This window comes from Paenibacillus sp. UASWS1643 (assembly GCF_008693195.1).
GTDB lineage: Bacteria > Bacillota > Bacilli > Paenibacillales > Paenibacillaceae > Paenibacillus > Paenibacillus amylolyticus_B.
This window is the reverse complement of record NZ_VXKZ01000115.1, coordinates 601,314-622,900: the sequence shown is the minus strand read 5'-3', so window position 1 is coordinate 622,900 and position 21,587 is coordinate 601,314. Positions and strand designations below refer to the sequence as shown.

Below are 21,587 nucleotides of genomic sequence, written 5' to 3'. Positions count from 1 at the left end.
CGATGTGGTCCTTTTTATCCGATTATATTGTACGTAGCACTGGATTTCCCCAACATCTGATGGACACGCTTTTATTTTCAGAGACGATAAATAAAATTCAACATACAACCCGGCTTAGAGAGAAGTTAGAGAAAGAAAGACAATGGTTTCTCACTACATTTGATGAATGGCTTACTGCAGCACAAAACATCTATCCTCAGGGAGATCTTGTGTTTAAAAAGCTATACAAAGTGAAAACAAGAATGTTGAAAAACGCTCCTTTATTAACATTCGAGTGGCCTCAACATCTGCCTCCGGGGGACACATGGCTTAAAGAATACGAAAGACAAAGAGCAGAACTTGTGATGGAAGAAGAGAACACCTTAAACATTCTGCAAGAAGAGAAAAAAAGTAAAACAATTCAGCTACGATCCCTCTTAAGTCAACCTGACATCCAAGAAGCCATCGCTCACTCCAATCCTGAAGTATGGAATTCGCTGCACAGGTATCTGCAAAAAGACACAAATACAATGAAACCTTCCAGAAGGCGATATGAAGAACGAACTTACATTAGTTACTTACAGCGCTTTTTGTTCAAAAATGATACGACCAGTTTTTTTGGCCCACTGAATTATGGACTGTTCACAGAGCAAAAAGAAAATCTGTGTTTTACAAGAACAGGACAGATCCCTACTAGGCGACGTACATTTCTTGCATATTGGGTGGTCCAGTCTCTATCTCATCAGATCAATCGTGAAGAACTGTGGAACGATTACTTCCCACTATCGTTGCATGATAGTTTTTATCTCGACCAAACCGGGATCATGCACGCTCAGAGTGGGAAAAAAATAGGAATCAAACCGGAAATCATTAGCATTTTACAGCAGTGTGATGGACAGAAATCAGCGGACGATCTATTGGGTAACTGTTCAGCTTCTGTAGTAAAACAAATGGAACTTTTGATCCATAAAGGTGTGGTCATTCGAGGGTACAGGTTAACACCATCCACGCATCATTTACTTGAGGACTTAATCCTGTTCGTCGAAAAGTTACCCCAGAGTCCTTTAAGAGAAACCTGGCTGTTACATTTAGGACAATTTCAGAGATGGCAATCGGAGTACAGTAACGGGAACGCAGAGAACAAAGTTAGGATCGTTCAAGAAGCAGGAGCACTTTTCAACAAATTAACAGGCTTGGAGCCGTATCAATCATCGGGGGAAAATTACGCGGACCGCAGTTTGTATTGTGAAGAATGTGCGGGTGATGTGACCAGTTTCACTCTATCCCACCGAGCGAAGGACGATTTACAACATCGTTTGTCTCCTTTATTAGATTGGGGCTGGACACTAGCGAATAAGAAAAAAAAGCTGGCACAATCTCAAGCTAAACATCTGTTCAAACAACTAATCAACGATTCAGGATCACAACACGTTCCTTTTTTAGTGTTTTTACTTGCTCTACAGCAGCAAAAATTTCAATTAGAGCTACAGGGTGAATCTCCTTCTGAGCACTTGCAAAAGTGGATTACCGAAGAAAACCTGCAACAAAGTAAAGTTGTCGAATTGAAGGATGAATGGGTGGAAAATGTAATTGAGCTTCCAGAAGCAGAACAATATGTATGTGTCACATCCCCAGATATCATGATTCAAGCCGAAAGTATAGATGAGATTAATCAAGGGAATTTCCAGTGGATTATCGGTGAAGTTCATTGGGGTACACAAGGGATGAGCAATCTGCTGTATTATCATCCTAATCGAGATAAATGGATTAAAGAAGTCACACAGGCGATTGAGCGTTTACCCAACGGAAAGCAAATCGTAAATGTGGTGTTAAAGCAGAGAGCCGGAAAAAACTTCTTTCTAGAAATATTTGAACGAAGTATTACACTCATGGGTCATTCGGGGAAGGAGAAAGATAACGTATTGTCTTTTAGTCAACTATACGTGGTAGAAGAGAACGAAGAGCTAGTGATTCGGGATATGCATCATGAGCGAATCATTCCACATATGGGAGAACCAGATGATTTGGTATCGCTAGTTTTCTCCGAACCGAATGTCGTGGTGCCCAAGTTTAAGCTTCCTGCACATACACCACGTATTCTGTTTCGTGACATCGTCCTGCAACGTGAAACTTGGACAATGTCAACCGAGGAGTGGCATACTATTTTGGCGGCGGACGAGGATAAGCGGTTTGTCGAAGCTTGGGTATTAAAGGAGAAGTATCAGCTTCCTGATGAGGTGTTCGTTCGTCTGAAGGGCGAGCTAAAGCCGTTCTACATTCATTTTAAAAATTATTACTTAGTTGATCTTCTACTTAAACATCTGGTTCCAGAGGAAAGTGTAACCTTTAGTGAATTACTACCGAACCGAACTTCGAATTGGTTTCAAAATGAGAAGGGAAGTTATTGTTGTGAACTCAGGGGCATTATGATTCGCCCTCCAATAAAGCAGAACAGCCTTAAGGAGGAACCTCAGCATGCTGTTATCCAATCGTGAGATGAAGTGGACGTTGATGGATAGAATGATCCTTCGTACAACAGGTTTCCCATTTCAGATGGTGGAGAAGCTGAACTCTAAAACTACAGCGGTCTCATTAGAGCATTGGGAACATATTCAACAGCGCAAAGAAGAGTTGGCTAAAACATATCTTCTAACCATTTACGATCGGATGATGAGCTGGGAATGGAGCAAGGTGGGAGAAGAGCAACAGTATAACAAGGTAAAAAAGGCTAGAAGGCACTTCCTTAAGAGAACCCCGATTCCAGAAGAATTGGCAAGTTGGTGGTTATCGAGAGATTATCCCAAGGAATGGCAAGAGATTCCTCTTATGTGGAACGCTTTTTTCCATAAAGAATCAGAGCTTTTGTTAGAGGCAAAGGGAAAATTTGAAAACGAGTTCGGCAAAATAAGAGCAGGAATCATGGAAGTTGCAACAGATCCTCATTTCCAAGAAGCCGTATATTTTAGCAGCCCATCTGCATTTCAAGCATTAGAGCGGCATATGAAATTATGGCAACAATCTGGCGAGGAAGGGCCTGCCCTAAATAAAGAGGTTCGAAAAAATGAATCTTTAATCTTTGGATATTTGCAACGGTTTTGTACGAAAAACGATACCACCAGCTTTTTTGGTCCGATTAATTATGGACGCTTTGATCAAAATAATGCCCATTCGCTTGAGATAAAACATACAGAAGGAAGAAAATTGCAAAGAAAAGCCGCTTCCTTTAGTCAGTGGTGCATTCGTGCAATGACTTCCAGAATCAGTAGCGATCCGGCTGTACGGAGACATATTGCCCCTAGGAAAAATCCGTTAGTAACTATTGAAGATAACAGGTTGAAATATCATTTCACAGACAGAACAAGGACGCTTCCAGATGTCTATCTCTCTTTGTTACAACATATAGACGGCCAAACAAAGCCCGATGAGTTGTCTCGTTTAACAGAATTACCGACGGAGAACATAGAGTATATGCTAGGACAACTTAGAAAAATTGAAGTGATTCGTCATGAAATTGAACTTTGTGCAACAAGGGTTCCATTATTAGAAGATTTACAGGGAATCGTAGAGCAATTGCCTCCTCCTGCTCGTGATCGTTGGATTTCGTTTGTGAAAGAAGCTGTCACACTGAGAGATCAATTTGAAGCTTCTGATTGGCCTGAAAAAGCCCGTGTTTTTGAAGCAGCAGAACAGTGGTTTGAGTCCTGGCATCCAGATGAGGTTCGGCGTAAAGGCGGCACGCTCTATGGTGATCGGCTGATTCTTACCGAAGATTGTGTTGGCAGTGTAAACCATTTACAGATAGGCGGCAAGCTTTATGAGCGGCTATCTAAACAAAGTGTGCTTGTATTGGAATTTCTAAAAATCCCTGCCGCCTTACGCTGGTTAGATTATCAAGAAGCTGCCCTTGGTATTTTTGACGAATTAAAAGAAGAGAGAAGCTCTATAGCTTACACCGAGATCATTCATAGATTGGATGATCCTGGAGTCCCCTTTGTGTCATCGAGAGTGAAGGAATTTGAAGAAAAAGCTAACTCTTTACTCACAGAGACATCGGAGGGGTATGTTCTTGATGAGCAACAAGTGACGCAGCTAATTCGAGAATATGAAGATACGATCGATCAAGTATATTCCCATGCACCGTTTAGTTTTCCTAGCCCAGATCTCATGATTGCAGCCCATTCAATGAAGGACTTGGAAGAGGATACCTATCAGATTGTACTAGGGGAAATTCATGATGACTGGAGCACGATTTATGATGGGGTATTTGGCTTCTATCATCCTGAAAATGAGGCACTGAAAAAAGAGATGCAGGATTTTATCTCCGCTTTCCCGATGTCACATCAAATGTCTAGCGTTGTTTCGAACCGAAGACATAAACACATCACTCCAGAGTTACCGGGTTGGACCATTGAGTTGGCCTCAAAATCAATCAAAAGCAGTAGGCAAGTTATTCCTATAGGCGAAGTGAACGTTGTAAAACAAGGAGAACGTTTAACTCTGGATTACCGAGGGAAGGAAATCATCCTGTATCCCGGGGATGTCAGAACCATAGCTCATGGAGCATTCTCTTTACCCAGAATCATTTCGATAGACCTTTTGGACACGCTTGAACATACACCGTTACCTCGAATTTATATTGGAGAAATGGTATATCAGCGGAAAAAATGGAGAATAAACACACAGGATTATAAAAGCACATCGATTCCCTCTGGATATGAGCTTCTAAAAGAAGGGTACAAGTTCAAGGCTGCTTATCACCTTCCAACGCAGTTCTTTGTCAAATGGTCGAATACTGAAAAGCCAGTATTTGTAGATATCCGGAATTACTGGGCTTTAGATTGGTTGTTTCGTATGATGAAAAATTCGTCTTCTATTGAGATCACCGAATTTTTACCCGGAGCAGAACAGCTATTTTGGGAAGGTGAACATGGTAAGCAAACCTGTGAATTCAGAATGGGATTTACTTACTCCCATCAACCATTTCCAACAAAGTTAGAGGGTGTGTTAGCTAATGAATCTGTTAACAGATAATTCTAAAAATACTTCTCTGCGTGAGCATAGTCATTCCGGTGGTTGGCAGTGGTTCGAACATTTTGTTCTGAGAAGCACAGGTTTTCCCTTTGAATGGTTGGCTGATTTAAGGATGGAGCAAACCTTATTTCTGTTGAGCCAAGATTCAGAGGAAGAGCGATTACAAGCGGTCTTTGAAAAAGAACTCGCTGAAAAAAGATCAAAACTTAAAGACATGTTTGATACGGAAGACTTTCGGCAGGCTATATTTATATCGAATCCGGACATGTATCCGCATATTGATCGATATATGCATCACTTTTCACCTTCCCAGAGACCTTCCAAGGTGAAAAGGATTGAAAAAAAACTGTTCACTTATCTTCAGCGATTTTGCGCTAAAAATGAATCGGCTAGCTTTTTTGGTCCACTGAATTATGGAAAGGTAAATCGTGCAGAACCTCGCTACTGGACTGGAGAATGGGATCAGAATAGCTATTTACAAGATAGAGAGTCCTTTATATCCTATTGGGCTGTTAAGGAACTCATGAAAGCGGCGGGGGCTGAGAAGGAACTTAGTCCCTATGTCCCGTTGCACATCTCTGCTTGGACTATTTTAGAGGAAGAACACATTTTAACCTCATCAGAGAATCGAATCAAACTACCCGAACGGTTAATGTCTATTTTGCGCTATATTCAGCAGCATTCACCATGTCTTGCACAAGTAATTGAGGCTCATATCGATATTTCACCTGCACAAATTGAAAACTGGATCAATCAACTGGTTTCAAAAGGTGTTTTACGTAAGGAATGGGTAATTCCATCCACATTGGTTCATCCACTATCTGTTTTTTTAGAACAGATTCGATCACTGCCAGATCATAAAGTAAAAGAAAAATGGTGCCGTGAATTGGAGGAGCTATCTAAGATTACGGAGCGTTTGGCCGAACAAAAAATAACGTCAAAGATTGAACTCGTCAGAAAACTTGAAGAAAAATTTGAGCAGCTGACTGGCAAGCCAAGCCGACGCGGCAAAGCATCCTTGTATGCAGACCGGTTTGTTTATTATGAAGACGCCCACGGGCATATTAAACAATTTACTTTAGGAGAACCCTTTATTCAAGATTTAGAATCCAAACTCTCTGGTGCTCTGAATCTCAGCGCAGCATATGGAGAAGAAGTATGGAACCACTATCAACTGCTTGGAAAAAATGTGTTCGAAAAAATGCAAACTGTACATCATCAAGAAATTCCTTTTTCCAAATTTATAGAGCAATTAAGAGAACACTATCCAGATATACCAGCTCTGCCGTCATTTTCGTTTACGCGACAGCTAGAAGAAATGGTTGAAAAGAACGGATCAGAATTGAAGAAAGTTGAGATTTCTTCCAAACTGTTGCCAATACAACACTCCAATCGTTCGTTATATGCTTTACCGGATTTGTTCCTTCAGGCAAGTAATATTGAAGATTTACAAACGGGCAACGTAGAAATCATTCTGGCCAAGCTGCATCATCATTTATTGATGAATAACTGGATGACCCATTTTTATCAAGACAAAGAAAGTCTTGAGACGGAGCTGCTCCAACTATTAAGAAAGGTCGATCTGGCTGATGGGACTACGCTGGCCGGAATCGAAGTGATGAGAAGAAATAAAGCCTTTTATGACTATCCATCCAAAGTCGTTGAAATTGCGGAGAAGCCTGCACAGGGCAAGGAGTCCATCAAATTGTCCGAATTGGTTGTAACAAAGAATGATGAGGAAAACCTTGTGCTTCTGAGAAAAGGCACTTTCGAACAAATCGAGCTCTATGTCCCCCTAGCTGACCAGGTATTTTATTTGCCTTTTGCCATGTTTAGTAAACCGATGCTGCTCCATGTTCCTATATCTACGGGAAAACATACGCCTAGAATTGTTATCGATGGTGTTGTTTATCAAAGGGAGCGTTGGAGCTTTGAAGCAGCCCCCTTACATCTAGCATTCAAAGGCTTGCATAGCGTTGAGTTGATGAAAAAGGTAGAGGAATGGAGAACAAGTGAGGGGCTTCCGGACATCATATATATGAAAGGATCTGAGGTTAGAAAACCCTATTGGATTGATTTTAAAAATTATTTTTCCCTTGAACTCATGCAACAAATTGTAATGGAAAATGCAAATGTGATGATAGAAGAGATGCTTCCCGATCCTGATCATCTGTGGTTAAGCTCTACCAAAGGAAGCCATTCTTGTGAGCTCAGAATGGGCGTATACAAAATTGGAACAAAGGAGGTGGAAGGCCATGCATAAGGAACCTTCTGCCCTTGTTACACATGATGAAATCAGGCTTGGTATTTCCTTTGAAGACAAACTGTTCCATTCATTTTATGGGTTAAAGGAATGCTGGTGGCAGCTTCAAGATGCTATTGAGAGACATTATCCAGAGTTAAAGCAACAATTTTCAGCTGAGTTACAATTTTTGTTCCCGGAGACATCTTTAAATAAGCATACAGAACCCCTAGAAGCGCTGGCTGCAGGTTCTTCCGAAAGAAGATTATCCCCAAAGAATCTGAACAGATCTTTCGCCTAGTTTGGGGCATTTCCAAGTTAATTCAGCTTGTGAGTTATCATAGACCTCTTCAAATCCGTTTTTATAACGTAGCCGAGGCAGACAGGGTGAGCCTTCAATTTATCAGTTATCTCTCTTCTCAGAAGGGAAATATAGATCTGCAGGTACACGTTGGCGAGGTTCCAACAAGCTGGGATGAAGAATGCAAACTTTTGCGCGATGAACTTCTACAGATGTGGACGAAGAACCTTCATGAGACCGAAGAAAATGAAGAGAGAAAGAAGCCAGTGAACAAAAACCGGTCATTGTCCTCTGATGAGAAAACTGCATTATCGTGGTTTCAAAACAGGGAATCCATGCACGCATACGATATGGAGGAAATCATCCAACGGTTTGTTATGGGCGGGAATTATGAAGCTGCTCTAACGTTGATTCAAGGAGGAATCCATACGGTTTGCGATAAGGAACGACTAGCAACCTTATGGATGAAAAAAGGACTAGTATATGCCTTCTGCGGAAACTACAGCAAAGCAATCGTTTGTTATAAGCATCTATTTTCACTTTCAACGAGTCCTCAAAAGCGAACTGCAACCTGTATGTACCTGGCTCTGCTCTCTAGCAAACGGCTAGATCAGGAAGATGAGGCTCAGTCTTGGATTGAAAAAGGGCTGCAAGAAGCCGTGATGTTGGAAGGGAAAGAAGCAGATATTGAAAAAGGTTGGCTTTATAATGTTCGGGCTTTGTCTGCTTTCCGGGAGAAGAACTATCGTGAGGCTTTACAATACAGTCAAGCTGCCTTAAAACGAATTATGAATCATCAGGCAGGAGATGCACTTCATTTAAAAATTAATGTCATTTCCAATTTGAGCGTACTTTTTGAAAAGATGGGTTTGAGCGAAAAAGCGCTGACAACCTGGCAAAAATTCGAACAATTTATAACACACGGCACGACTGCAGCATTTAGTAAAACTTATTACTTCCGCTTGGGAGCACTTCAAGTAGCCAGCGGCCAACAAAAAGAGGGTATTGCTTATATCACGCGAGCTTATGAGATTGCCAAAAGAATTGATGACGTTTTTCATGCCGCCTTTATCGCACAAGAGCTAGCCATTTATGCATACAATGACGATGATTTTGCCCAAACTGTGCACTGGCTGGAACATTCGGCTTCTATGGCTTTAGAGTTTGGTGATGAGGCATTTGCTTCTCTTCAGGAGAGAAGAACCAAGTTAGTCCAACAAAATGAATCCATGATAATGAAGCAAGAATTGGATCTGGGTTCACCGATAACAAAAATTGGCCGTCCCTTTTATCCGATCCATATTCCTAATCCTTTAATCCAACAGTAAATAGAATATGATGTTTGGAGGTATGAACAGGATGAATATCAAAAAAAGTGTGGATTGGACGTTTGTATCCAAACTTGTCGTTAGAAAAACGGGGTTCCCTTTTGAAACACTAGAGCAGCTCCACTGGAACGGAACCATTCAGCAGCTATCTGAGATTACTACCTTAGAGAAGGACAAGCAATCTCTCACGGAACATTTATTGCATGACATCATTCCTCAGACGGTCAACCTGCATGCAGAACAGAATCAGAAATCGATTTTACACGTATTATCCCGAGTTAGAAAATATCTAGCTAAACATACGATACGAACACGTGAATTAGAGGAAGTGAACCAATTCTTTACTATGGATCATCCTTTGCGTATAGGTTTGCAGCAATGGCTTGATATGGATCTGCATATCCAAGAAAGCATGAGACGGACTGAGGCAATATTTTATGAAGAACTCAAAATGAAAAGGCGACAACTTCAAGAGATATTCAAAGATCCTTATCTGGCGGAGGCTGTTTATATTTCTAATCCGGATGTATTTAATATATCCTATTCCCGTTTTATATCGCATCAGGAGTATGAGAGTCGCCCTTCAAAAATCAGAACACTGGAAATGCGTTTTTACTCCTATTTGCAGCGTTTTTGTTCAAAAAATGATACGGCCAGTTTTTTTGGGCCAATGAATTATGCAGAATGGGATATGGATTTGGACAAGTCCATGCATTTTGAAGCGAAGTCGGGTAAATTTGAAGAACGTGTCATCCATTATTCCTTCTGGATGGTTAAAGGGCTTGCCAAACGTATAGCCGAAGAGCAGGCGATCAGCAATTTTCTGATCCCTAGACTGCACCCGATGTGTGCACTGCAACAAAATAAACTGTTATTTTTACACCTGAATAAAGAAATTTCACTTCCCGATAAATACGATGGGATCATACAAGAAATATCGAGTGAAGAGCTAAATCTTCATCAATTGTCAGAAAAATTGGATCTCAGTATTTCTGAACTTCGTCGGTACATTAAACAACTGGCCGATAAAAATATAGTTCTATTTGAAATCGAAATCCCTTCCACTATTTTTGATCCATTTAGCTATTTGCTCTCGTGGTTAGAGGAGCTTCCGTTAAACGATGAGAGGAAGAGAACATGGCTTGAGATTTTGGAACAGTTTAAACAATGGAAAGAAGAGGCATTGGCAAAAGATTTAAACCATCGGCAAGATGTCACCCGGCGCATGGAACAATTATTTGAAGAAGTAACTCATTCGTCTGCACGGCGAAGCCAAGGGCAAATGTATGCGGATCGAACGTTATACTATGAGGAATGTAAGGGAACCATTGATAAACTTTCTTTTGGCAAGACTTTTTATGATGATTTTATGAAAAAGCTCAAACCGGTGCTCGATCTAAGCGCCGCCTTCGGCGATGTCATGAGAGATTATTATCAAACCATCGCACATCGTATCTTTGAGCATATAAAGGACCATCGAAACCATATTCCATATTCAGAATTTATATATAAATCCCAGACCTTATTAGCTGAAGCAAAGGTTGACCTTTCTTTTCCTGCATTAACTCAATTTAATGAGCTACTGGATGAGTTGGTTCAGAAGCGTCAGGAAGGTTCAATCGCCCATATAACCTCTGAGGATGTCGAGCAATTTAATCGCTTCAGGAAATATGAGGAGTGTCATACTTCTCCAGATGTGATGTTTTCAGCTAAGGATCTAGATGCGCTATCGAAAGGGGATTACCAAGTCATATTGGGTGAGGTTCACCAATTTATTGCGATGTGGGGTTCACAACTTCTCTTTGATGCTAGAAGAGAGCAGGTGAATGAGGAGATTAATGACATGCTCTCCGAGATGCCCATGTACCAAAACCTCTCTGTCATATTGAATACAAGAAGGCACAAAGGGCTTATCCATGAAACTTTCCCGGGTACGATTATCAAACTATTTGGCACGCCTTCAACAAGAGCGCAAGGCGTGGTGTCGATTCGTGATTTATATGTGACGTATGAAAATCAGGAAGTGAAATTAATAGATCAAGATAAAAGACAGCACCACTTATACAATAGCGGAGACGAGAACATTCATCTATGGGCTTTTGCTCCCTCGCGTGTGAGTTCACCAGTTATTCGCACTTCCAAACATACGCCAAGGATTGAAATTAACGGTGTCATTTTTCAGCGCGAACGTTGGGAGCTAGAAGACGAACAATTAGAAGGCTTACGTAACGGAAAAAATTTGTTTGAGATTTTTATTGAAATGCAGCGTCTCCGGGATAAATATCAGCTTCCGCGATATGTGTTTTTCAAGGTGAACTCGGAGAAAAAGCCGTTTTTCTTTGATTTTGAAAATTGCTTCGCGATCGAATTGCTCCATAGTTTGCTTAAAAAAATGCAACTGTGACTTTTATTGAAATGGAGCCCTCACCCGATCATTTATGGCTTAAGGATGAGGAGGGCAAGTACTGTTTCGAAATGAGGGGAACTGTTTTTCAAAAAGGGGCATCCGCATCAGAACGATTAGGAGGTGGGCGATATCGCGACTCCAAAGTGGGAGCACTTTCCTGAGTTTATTCTACGCTCTACCGGATTTCCAGCGGAATGGATTGAAAGACTTCGTTTTGAGAAGACGGTTAAAACGTTTTATCAACGATATGAGATTGAGAGAAATATAGAGCAGCGTATCACTCATATGAAGGAATTAGAACGAGTTAACTGCATCTCAGACGCAGCACTTCCTTTTTGGAAAAAAGCACGTAAAACGATTGCCAAAAGAAAACCAATAAATTCAGAACTCATTTCGAGCCTGGAGACTGAGGGATTAGACACAAACGTATTACATGAATTAAAGCATTATCAAATGAACGTGGAACGTTTGGAATTCATCCGTGAAGTAAGTGCTCAAGTATTCAGAGAGGAGCTCGCTTTAAAACAACGTGAACTACAGGATATCTATAAGGACGTGCGATTACAAGAAGCTGTTTTTCAACAAAGTCCATCCATGTATAAGAATGCATTACTTCCCTATTTGCAGAATGCTTTAGTGAAAAGAAATGCAGATGTTAAGCGAACAGAGAGGCAATTAATTTCCTATCTTCAGAGGTTTTGCACGAAGAATGAAACCACAAGTTATTTTGGTCCTATTCAATACGGCAGATTAGGAGAGATAAACGAAGATGTGAAATATAAAGTTTTGGATCAAGAAAGGGAACGGAGAGCTTTTCTGCCGTACTGGGCAGTTTCCAGTTTAATAAATGTATTAAAAATCAAAAAAGAGCTCAGACCCTATTGTAGCGTGAAATTATCTTACCTGCTCAAGAAGGAGGGCTCCACACTTTATTTTCCTCATTCAGGGAAACGAATTGTACTTCCAGAGCGTTATCATCCCTTAATTGCGGGATTGTCTCATGATTTTCAAACCATATCCGAGCTGGCAGATCATTTTAATTGGACGATTGAAGAAACAGAACCATTGCTGTCTCGGCTCGAGAGCAAAAAGTTGGTTGATATTGAAATACCAATTCCCGTCACCGAACCGGATGCCTTACGAAGTCTAAGAGAGTGGATCAATAACCCAACCTTACCGCCTCACCCGGACGTGATCTTATGGAGACAAAGGATCAATTGGCTATGGGACTTAAAAAGTTCATATCCCTCGTTGATGTTGGAAGACAAAATACATGAATTAACACGACTTGAGACGTCTTTCATGGAATGGACAGGGGAAAATCCTAGAAGAAGTGGTGGAGCTATATATGCTGACCGCACTCTTCTATATGAGGAGTGCCATGGTCCATTAGACGAGGTTCAAATCGGTGGGAGCATTGAAGGTGTGATCCGAGAAAGTGTGCCTAAATGGCTAAACCTCTGCGCTAAACATGGACAAGAAAAGGATGAAATGCAGCAAAGGCTCGCGAAAGAGATATTCACCACCTTGTATCCGTCAACAGAAGAGGTGCCGTACCTGAAATTTATATATGATGTCACACAGCATCCTGAAGCCCAGCACTGGGAAAATCGATGGCGTAACATACGAACGGATATAGAGCAACAAGTGGAAGCCTTTGTGAAAAAAAGCGATGAATTTGTTGTTGCTCTTCCCGATGATACATCCTATGAGTTTGATCCAGACCTTGGCTGGATTAACTCTCCCGATCTTATGCTAGCCAAAAGGAACGATGGCACTTATCAAGTTATCCTTGGGGAAATTCACGATACCGTTATGCTATGGGGATGGGCATTGCAATTTCATCGTGATGAAGAACAGCTTACAGCACAAATAAAAGAGAAAATCAAAAACAGTACAACAAATCAACAAATGTTGAATTTACTATCCAATAAAAGGTTTAAAATTGTTCCCTTCGAGTATCCTGGCATAACCGCACAAATGAGCAGTATATCGAATAGTTCAAACCAAAAGATCTCCCTGGCTCATGCGATGGTCCAGTGTTTGGAGGATGGCGTTGTTTTATCCCTACCAGATGATGATGGAGTTTATCGTACTTACAACGGTGAGCTTCATACCATGGTGCATTCTTTCTTTTCTTTACCTAAGGCGGTGCCTTTTGTTGTCAATACAGGCGCATTTACGCCAAGAATGATGATGGGGGATGTGGTCGTGCAAAGAGCTGCATGGCGGATCACAAAAGAGACCTTCTGGAATGGTGTATATCCAGGCTCTTCCATCGAACTTTTTTATGATGCATTCAAATATCACGTGGAAAACAGACTTCCCAACGAAGCATTCGTTAAAATAGCCAATCAACCGAAACCCTTTTATGTTCATTTTGATAACTACTTTCTGCTTGAGATGTGGAATGCTTTTTGGACTGAGGAGGAATGTACTTTAAGTGAAATGTTACCTGGTCTGAGCGAGACATGGCTGACTAAAGGTAATAAGCAACGCCACACGGCCGAATTGAGATTAAGCTACTTTGTTGAAAGGGGAAATGGACATGACTCTTCCGATTAAAGTAATCTATCCACCTTTAAAAGATCCCTCCGAGATTCCTTTTCTGTTAACGTCCTGTATCTCTTCTGTACGAGCTTCTCATATGGAGATTGAATTAGTAGATGCAAATCTTCTGTTTTGGAACCATATGTTAGACTCGCATGCTGTAACAAAACGATACCAGCATCTTGAAAATGAATGGAACAGCTTGCATACTCAAAACGAAATTCAAGCAAAGGATCAAGAGTATGTGAGAGGCCTGCTTAGAGCCTTTTTGAGAAGGGAAAGCGTAGAGAAGAATCTTCAAGAAGCTATTCAAACGATGAAGACGAAATGCGATGTGCGTCAACGAGAAGAGGCAAGGAATCTTATCCGTTATGCAATAGAGCTATTTCAACTCCCTTTTCTTCCTACTCAATTAGCAATGAATGATGTTAATTTACTGTATTCCACCGAGAGTACAGAACAACTGGAGAAGAGTGTACAGGACAACAAAACGAATCCGTTTAAACCCTTCTTGGAATCGATAGTAGAACAGGAAGAGAGGGAATGGATCATATGGGTTGAATCAGATCAACAATTAGTTTCGGCCTATACATTAACTGATTTTATTCGTGAGAAGAATAAAGATGCGCGTATTTCATGGGCAGGTCCGTTCTTTTCAGATTTTGGTAAAAATGTAGTAAACCATCCTCCTATGAACATAAACCAGGTTATAGCTGTTAGACATCCTCAAGATTTCATCCAGCATAGGAGCTCCAAGCAAACCATCAGCTGGGGATTCGGAGAGTTAGAAGCAGATGAATATTGGACTCCCTATCTTGATATTCGGGTGCAGAAGAACTGGATGCACGAAGATTCACTATTCTCTTGGTTATCCGATAGCAAGCACATTGAGAATAAACGACTTTACTTGTACGAACCTACCACCGTGGAAGAAGCCCTATATTTTGGAGAATGCTTGGAAAAATCTCATATTAAAGTCCCTTGGGGGATATATTTAAAGTTTGATCAATCCTTGAATGAGGATGAAGTGAGGTGGCTTAAGAGTAGGGGGCTAACATGGATTCACTGGGAGTTGAAAGGTTGGCTCGTTGGAGATCGTGTTGATCAGATCAAGCAGAAGATGCTTCAATCCTGGAGTGCATGTAGGTCGGAACAAATACCGATGTACCATTCCGTCGTCCTGGGTTATCCGCTCACTTCTCCGGAAGGGTTTACGGAATTTATATCTTTTTTAAAAGAGCATTCGGAATGCACAACTCGTTATATTCGTTTCAAAATTTTCCGTCTTTATGAAGGAAGCCACTTTTGGAACGAATCTAAAGACTATGGAATTAAATGGATAGCTGAAAAAAAACCAGAGAAGGACATTCAACGCAGTTATCATTTCCTCACTGAAACGGGTTGGGACAGTGAACGTTTTCTTCCCTTTGCCTCTTCGCTTGTGGGTGAGCTTCAGCAAAAGGAAAGATACGACTTTCCTCGTGATGTGCTGGCTGTTGATGATACGGAACTTTTCAATGAAACACCTAGGTTGGTAGATCCAGAAGCTGACCCTGTACTGAAGGAAGATTTGCAATTGTCGCTTTCTCCTTCATGTAAAATGTACACTTTGCCTTACTCACTATCTGAATTAGAAAAGAATATGCACCCCACCGTTCCAGGCCAAGAAAAAGAGTACCCGTTCGAAGTTATTCTAAGAAAAGACACACGTGTCTTATATGACTGTAAAAAAGATAGCTGTATGGTAATCTCTCCTGCCATCGGAGCAGTTCTGGCACAATGCAAAAATTCAATCACTTTACGTGATTTGCTGAAAAAGTTTCCAGAAAAGCAGGAGGCCTCCGTACGAAAGTTGCTACTCAAGTTATATACGGGGGGAATATTAGTTGAAGAAACTGGAGCAACAATCTCCTCATAACGGATTTCAGGCGAGATTTTATATCTTAACTTTCTTTTGGCGCTTTATTTACCTTCTGAGAAGAGATGCCAGCTCCCTATATCATCTTGGAAATGTATATTTTGCTCATGGACATCAAATCAAAGCAATGCAATTGTGGAACAACGCCGTTGTAAAGGATCAGAATCATTCGAAGGCTTGGCATAATTTAGTACAAGCAGCAGTTTCGAAAGAAGAATGGACACTAGCAGCCACTGGTTTGTCAGCTCTTTGCCGAATGCACCCTGATCATCTAGAATACGCCACTCTCTTTTCACAAATTCTTAAAAAGCAAAATAGAACGAATGATCTTAAGGAGCTGTATCTAAATTATGTTGATAGGGTTCATAAAAAATGGGCAACAACAGAACTTGCGCTGCTTTACATCCGCACACATCAAGAAAAAGAAGCATGCACCTTGCTTACTTCATATGTAAAAGATCATCCCCAGGATGCATATGGCTGGCGATTGCTCGGTATGAGTCATATGAAGGTGAAAAACTATCCGTTGGCTTTGGAAGCCTTACAAGAATCTTATCGCTTGCATGCCGACAACGAAGTGAAGTCCTGGATCGTACGGATAAAACTTGTGGAGAAGAAAGAGGGGGAGCGAAGTGGCTAAAATTGTTCTAATTAATGGAAGTATGAATCCCAACTCGTTAGGTAAAAAGCTATTAAATATGGCAAGTAGATTGCTGGAGAAGAAAGGGCACGATACAGAGATCATTTGTGTATGTGATACCAATTTTCCGTTGTACAGTCCGGTAGCACCCCTAACAGAAGAAATGATCACGGTTTCGGAAAAAATAAAGTCAGCTGATGCATTTCTTATTTCTTCTCCGGAGTATCATGGTGGGTACTCTGGAGCACTCAAAAACTTACTCGACTACCAAGATGGATCAGGATTTAAAAATAAACCGATTGCACTGATGTCAACTTCAGGTGGAATGAAGTCAGGCATTAATACGCTTAACTCGATGCGCTTGATATTTCGGTCATTGCACGCCTATGTTATCCCTCAACAAGTCTCTGTGTGTGAGAAAGAGTTATTAGACAATAACGAATTTAGTGAAGAAGCTCAATCACAGTTTAAAAGTGTTCTCTTAGGTTTGTTGCAAGAGGTTTCGTATCGATTCCAAAATAGATCGTGAGTGTGATGAAATGGAAACGTATGGTAATGTTTTTGCCGGATTATATAATAAAAAATGGTCTAATTTTGCTCTGCAAGCAGCACCAAGAATTCTAAAATACTATGAACAGCAGGACATTAGCCGTAATAACAACCATGTTCTTGACTTATGTTGTGGAACAGGACACCTGGCTCATTATTTCCTAAAAAAAGAATATAAAGTGACGGGGATCGATCTTTCTTCGGGGATGTTGAATTACGCGAACCGCAACAATTCGAAGTATGTAGAGACGGGACAGGCTAGATTTGTACAAGGCGATGCAACGGATTTTACTTTGGAAGAGAAATTGGGTCTGGTTGTTTCAACATTCGATGCCCTTAACCATTTACCTGATATTGAAGCCTTAAAAAGATGTTTTCGTGCGGTTTATAACGTGACGGATGATCATGGGATCTTTATTTTTGATTTAAATACGAATAAAGGTCTTCAAGGATGGACGAATATCGTAATTGAGGACAATGAGGAATCGATGATTGTATCCAGAAGCTTCTATGATGAGATGAATTCAAGAGCCGTTACTCATATGACGGGTTTCTCGAAAAACCCAAATGGGTATTATGAAAGATTCGTACATTCGATAGTTAATACCTGTTTTAGATTAGATGCAGTGAAGGCCTCTCTTTTAGAAGTAGGATGGAAAAAAATTCGTTTTTCCAAATTGAAGGATTTATCAGCTTCGCTTGATAACCCGGAAGGGGAGGATCGTGTCTTTATTGTTGTAGAAAAGAACTGAGATCGGGACTGTGTATCATGGATGGTCAATTGCTGACAGAAAATATGAGAAATCGGTGTGTATTTCCAGCCTAATGGAATAGGCGGGAATTGTATATTTTTTCGGGGGGGGAAGATCTTTAGTATGTGTATAGGAAATAACAAGCAGAGCTTGTACAATAACATTAGAGATTGTAAACGCTTGCTTTGGATTCAGAGGGAGTGTACGATGCATTCAATAAATGACTTCCTACTCGGCGGATGAGATTTCCTGGCATGAAGTCCCGGTGACAGCACATGCTTCCGTCCTGTCTCCCGAGGTTAACGGCGGCTTCGCCTGCGGCTGCCCGGGGCTACGTGCATCGGGCAACGGTACATAGAGCGCCAGCCCTGCTTATTATGAAGGATTCTATTATTCCAATACCAAAGGAGATGCCTTATGAATCAACAACAACTACCTAAGCCCCACCAGCCGCTCGTAACCCACATTTTCACTGCGGACCCTTCCGCCCATGTCTACGAGGGCAAAATCTACATCTATCCTTCCCATGACCTCGATCATGACGAGCCGAGCAACGATAACGGCGACCAGTATAAAATGGAAGACTATCATGTCCTCTCGATGAACAATTTCGCTTCCCCTGTGGTCGATCACGGCGAAGCGCTGCATCTGAGAGATATTCCGTGGGCCTCCAAGCAGCTCTGGGCACCGGATGCTGCTTATAAGAACAATACCTATTACCTGTTCTTCCCGGCACGGGACCATGATGGCATCTTCCGTCTGGGTGTGGCAACATCAGAGTCTCCGGCAGGCCCGTTCACGCCGCAGCCGACTTATATGGAAGGTAGCTTCAGTATCGATCCGGCCGTACTGGTGGATGACGACAATCAGTCATACATCTATTTCGGCGGACTCTGGGGCGGCCAGCTGGAGAAATGGCAGACCGGCAGCTTCGTGCCAGATGCAGAAGGACCTGCTCCTGACCAACCGGCGCTTGGACCGCAAGTTGCATTGCTTAGCGACGACATGCTGTCCTTCCAGGGCAAGCCTGCCGAGATATCGATTGTCGATGAAGACGGGAATCCGATTCTGGCCGGGGACGAGGATCGAAGATATTTTGAAGGCCCATGGGTGCATAAATATAACGGCTATTACTACCTGTCCTACTCTACAGGAACCACGCATAAGCTCGTATATGCGATCGGCAAGAACCCGATGGGACCATTCACGTTCAAGGGCGAGATGCTCTCTCCGGTTATCGGCTGGACAACCCATCACTCCATTGTGCAAGTTGAAGACAAGTGGTATCTGTTCTATCACGACAGCTCCCTGTCGGAAGGCGTCAACCACAAGCGCTGCGTTAAATATTCCGAGCTGAAATACAACGAAGACGGAACGATCCAGAAGATCAATCCTTATCCGGATGCCAGTAAGCTGGAAGGTTAGCGGAAACAGATAAAATTACAAGATAAGGCATAACATGAGGCAGCTCCTGACGGGGCTGCTTTTTTGATAGGAGGATCAGTTCTGTCACTTAGGTAATGAGGTCTATTATATTCAATCCGATATTAAGGATAGGGAAACTAATTCCGTTCCTTACCATCGGATTGGATGGAGGGACGATCACAATCATTTGTTGTATGAAATATCCAATAATGGGGACAGCAACTTAGGAGAAAAGGATCTGATCAAAATAGCTGAAGAGATGATTAAATCCTTTTTAGTGTTCCAAACAACAAAGGAATAAACAAGCCTATTTAGACATTAGTTCTGTTTTACTTAAGAACACAAGATGTGCGGCAGCACTGATATGTGAAACTAAACTCCAGATGATAATTTAATATAATAATGTCGAGGGACAAAAACATGGTCACGCAGACTGAGGACCTGATTTATATTGACGCAGGTATCGAAGGTGTCATCTTACCATCAGGTGATAAAACAAAGAGTGAGTGGGGAGAAGAAGAAATAACAGATCATATGGTGAGCGATATTCCGGGCAAGTGGTAGAGGTCTCAAGAAAAATAGAACAGAAATCCTTGAACCACTTAATAGAATTTACCCGATCGATGCAACGGATCTTATTGTGCCTTCACATAATTCTGGTCTGGAGCCATATCAGCATCAATGACTACTAATAATGTAATAAAGATAACTCAATATTTCATGGCGAGTCATTGGTTTTAACAATTCTTTACTAATCCTAACTGTCAATTATGCTCTTGATATTTTTAATTGTTGCAAAGTGCATTGCTTCATGGTAAATCAGAAAACCCAGTAATTGTTCTATATTTGTAAAGATAAGTCCTGTAGAAGACTTGTAATGAGGATTGATTTCTTCTTTCAATTTGCTTGAAAGTAGCGATTCAACCCTTTCAATTTGTTCAGTTAACAAGTCGATTATTTGAGACAACGTTGGAGGCTCTATATTCCAGTCAGATGGTTTAGTTCCTGGATCAAACAACTTATTAAAATTAGCAGGATATTTGGTTTCTTGCCCAGTAAGTTGGAAGGCGAACTTCTCATGTATAACATACATGTGGCCTAGATTCCATTTTATATTGTTTTTCAAACCTGTTGGAATTATTTCCGAGGCAGAGTCATCTATATTCCTCACATAATTAATTGCCTGACGGCGAACAAATCCCAATTGATCTGCGACAAAATTGCTCATGATATTGACCTCCCATAAAATCGCTAATGAAATCGTTAAGAAAAAAACACTTGTTTTTTGGGGTGAAGAAATTCCGCCAGTTTACTAAAAAACACTTTTGTGTCAGTGACCAGAGTTGCTTTTAGAAACATAAGTTGAGACTCGTTGTGACAGATTGGCCAAAGTACGTTCAAAATAGGTTTCATCATGAAGTGCTCTACTCAGAATTAATCCCCCTTGAATACTAGCAATTGTTTCCTCTGAAATTTGGTCAGCCGTCTCTTTAGAGATACCTGTTTGAACTAGTGCCGCGCTTAGGGCTTCAATCCATCTTACAAAATATTGCCGAATAACAGCAGCGAATCGATCTCTTGTTTCGTCCAAAGCGAATGCACCAATAAGGCATATACGCTGACCAGATTGAAAATAAGTATCGACCTCTTGCCACATATGATCAATGGCTGCTCGGGGTTCATTCTTTTCGAGCGGTTCAAAAATGTTCTTGATAAACCATTGATCAATATGCGCAAGAATTTCAGCAGCCATCTCTTCTTTTCCACCCGGAAAGAAATAATATAAGCTTCCTTTAGATAGACCTGTACGGGCTGTAATTTTACTCAAAGTTGCACCCTCATAACCTAATTCACGAAATACCTCAGTAACGAGAGGAATGACATCAGATTTTTCAAAAACAGTGCGCGTCATAGGTTTAACTCACTGAGGCTTGGGTGTTCAGCAGGGCGCGTGCCGAGAGGCCAATGAAATTTTCGTTCCTCTTCCTTAATCGGCATGTCATTAATCGAAGCAAATCTACGCTTCATCAAGCCGTCGTCAGCGAATTCCCAATTCTCGTTCCCATACGATCTGAACCAATTCCCACTATCATCATGCCATTCATATGCGAATCTAACTGCAATACGGTTATCCGTAAATGACCAAAGCTCCTTGATAAGGCGGTAGTCCAGTTCTTTGGCCCATTTTCGAGTTAGCAAAGAGACAATTTCTTGGCGGCCTGTTATAAATTCGCTCCGATTTCTCCAATAACAATCCTCAGTATACACAAGTGAGACGCGATGAGGGTCTCGGCTATTCCAGCTGTCTTCTGCCATACGGGTTTTTTGGATCGCTGTCTCACGAGTGAATGGGGGAGTTAAATTATTCATTAAAATTTCCTCACTTTCTATACCTTTTGCACTAATATAAACCGATCGGTTTATAAATACAAGTTTACATCCCGATTCAATATAAATTTCGAATC

General features: G+C 41.3%; 17 protein-coding genes. 14 read left to right on the top strand and 3 right to left on the bottom strand.

Translation table 11 applies throughout. The annotated features are described in order from the left end of the window. Window positions 1-2 precede the first annotated feature (2 nt). From FE296_RS27195 to FE296_RS33035, 14 genes are all read left to right on the top strand, one after another. Window positions 3-2,474 (top strand): lantibiotic dehydratase, encoded by a 2,472-nt coding sequence (locus FE296_RS27195; protein ID WP_150367062.1) that lies wholly within the window; start codon window positions 3-5, stop codon window positions 2,472-2,474. Then, window positions 2,455-5,010 (top strand): lantibiotic dehydratase, encoded by a 2,556-nt coding sequence (locus FE296_RS27190; RefSeq protein ID WP_150367061.1) that lies wholly within the window; start codon window positions 2,455-2,457, stop codon window positions 5,008-5,010. The genes FE296_RS27195 and FE296_RS27190 overlap by 20 nt, the downstream gene beginning before the upstream one ends. Continuing rightward, window positions 4,991-7,273: a lantibiotic dehydratase gene (locus FE296_RS27185; RefSeq protein WP_150367060.1), complete on the top strand. Its 2,283-nt coding sequence runs from the start codon at window positions 4,991-4,993 to the stop codon at window positions 7,271-7,273. The genes FE296_RS27190 and FE296_RS27185 overlap by 20 nt, the downstream gene beginning before the upstream one ends. Continuing rightward, on the top strand, window positions 7,266-7,553 hold the full coding sequence (locus FE296_RS27180) for a hypothetical protein (RefSeq protein ID WP_150367059.1): 288 nt from the start codon (window positions 7,266-7,268) through the stop codon (window positions 7,551-7,553). The genes FE296_RS27185 and FE296_RS27180 overlap by 8 nt, the downstream gene beginning before the upstream one ends. Window positions 7,554-7,582: 29 nt before the next feature. Then, window positions 7,583-8,881 (top strand): tetratricopeptide repeat protein, encoded by a 1,299-nt coding sequence (locus FE296_RS27175; protein ID WP_190945593.1) that lies wholly within the window; start codon window positions 7,583-7,585, stop codon window positions 8,879-8,881. Window positions 8,882-8,912: 31 nt separating this feature from the next. Next, window positions 8,913-11,285: a lantibiotic dehydratase gene (locus FE296_RS27170; RefSeq protein WP_190945591.1), complete on the top strand. Its 2,373-nt coding sequence runs from the start codon at window positions 8,913-8,915 to the stop codon at window positions 11,283-11,285. A gap of 123 nt (window positions 11,286-11,408) precedes the next feature. After that, on the top strand, window positions 11,409-13,853 hold the full coding sequence (locus FE296_RS27165; protein ID WP_150367056.1) for a lantibiotic dehydratase: 2,445 nt from the start codon (window positions 11,409-11,411) through the stop codon (window positions 13,851-13,853). Further along, window positions 13,837-15,756: a hypothetical protein gene (locus tag FE296_RS27160; RefSeq protein ID WP_150367055.1), complete on the top strand. Its 1,920-nt coding sequence runs from the start codon at window positions 13,837-13,839 to the stop codon at window positions 15,754-15,756. The genes FE296_RS27165 and FE296_RS27160 overlap by 17 nt, the downstream gene beginning before the upstream one ends. Next, window positions 15,725-16,396, top strand: a complete 672-nt coding sequence (locus FE296_RS27155) for a tetratricopeptide repeat protein (protein ID WP_124114947.1) — start codon at window positions 15,725-15,727, stop codon at window positions 16,394-16,396. The genes FE296_RS27160 and FE296_RS27155 overlap by 32 nt, the downstream gene beginning before the upstream one ends. Continuing rightward, window positions 16,389-16,925, top strand: a complete 537-nt coding sequence (locus tag FE296_RS27150) for an NADPH-dependent FMN reductase (RefSeq protein WP_150367054.1) — start codon at window positions 16,389-16,391, stop codon at window positions 16,923-16,925. The genes FE296_RS27155 and FE296_RS27150 overlap by 8 nt, the downstream gene beginning before the upstream one ends. Window positions 16,926-16,935: 10 nt before the next feature. Then, entirely contained in the window at window positions 16,936-17,697 is a 762-nt protein-coding gene (locus tag FE296_RS27145) for a class I SAM-dependent DNA methyltransferase (protein ID WP_124114949.1), read from the top strand. 220 nt (window positions 17,698-17,917) lie between these two features. Next, complete coding sequence (locus FE296_RS33040) at window positions 17,918-18,055, top strand: hypothetical protein (protein ID WP_190945589.1); 138 nt, start codon at window positions 17,918-17,920, stop codon at window positions 18,053-18,055. A 59-nt stretch (window positions 18,056-18,114) separates the two neighbouring features. After that, on the top strand, window positions 18,115-19,122 hold the full coding sequence (locus tag FE296_RS27140) for a glycoside hydrolase family 43 protein (RefSeq protein ID WP_150367053.1): 1,008 nt from the start codon (window positions 18,115-18,117) through the stop codon (window positions 19,120-19,122). A 420-nt stretch (window positions 19,123-19,542) separates the two neighbouring features. After that, window positions 19,543-19,686: a hypothetical protein gene (locus FE296_RS33035; RefSeq protein ID WP_190945587.1), complete on the top strand. Its 144-nt coding sequence runs from the start codon at window positions 19,543-19,545 to the stop codon at window positions 19,684-19,686. Window positions 19,687-19,879: 193 nt separating this feature from the next. On the opposite strand, the gene FE296_RS27135 is transcribed toward FE296_RS33035, so the two are convergent. From FE296_RS27135 to FE296_RS27125, 3 genes are all read right to left on the bottom strand, one after another. Next, a complete protein-coding gene (locus FE296_RS27135; RefSeq protein ID WP_124114951.1) occupies window positions 19,880-20,350 on the bottom strand; it encodes a DinB family protein in 471 nt (156 codons plus the stop codon). A 102-nt stretch (window positions 20,351-20,452) separates the two neighbouring features. Then, window positions 20,453-21,034, bottom strand: a complete 582-nt coding sequence (locus FE296_RS27130) for a TetR/AcrR family transcriptional regulator (protein WP_124114952.1) — start codon at window positions 21,032-21,034, stop codon at window positions 20,453-20,455. Further along, window positions 21,031-21,492: a nuclear transport factor 2 family protein gene (locus tag FE296_RS27125; RefSeq protein WP_124114953.1), complete on the bottom strand. Its 462-nt coding sequence runs from the start codon at window positions 21,490-21,492 to the stop codon at window positions 21,031-21,033. The genes FE296_RS27130 and FE296_RS27125 overlap by 4 nt, the downstream gene beginning before the upstream one ends. Between the last annotated feature and the right edge of the window lie 95 nt (window positions 21,493-21,587).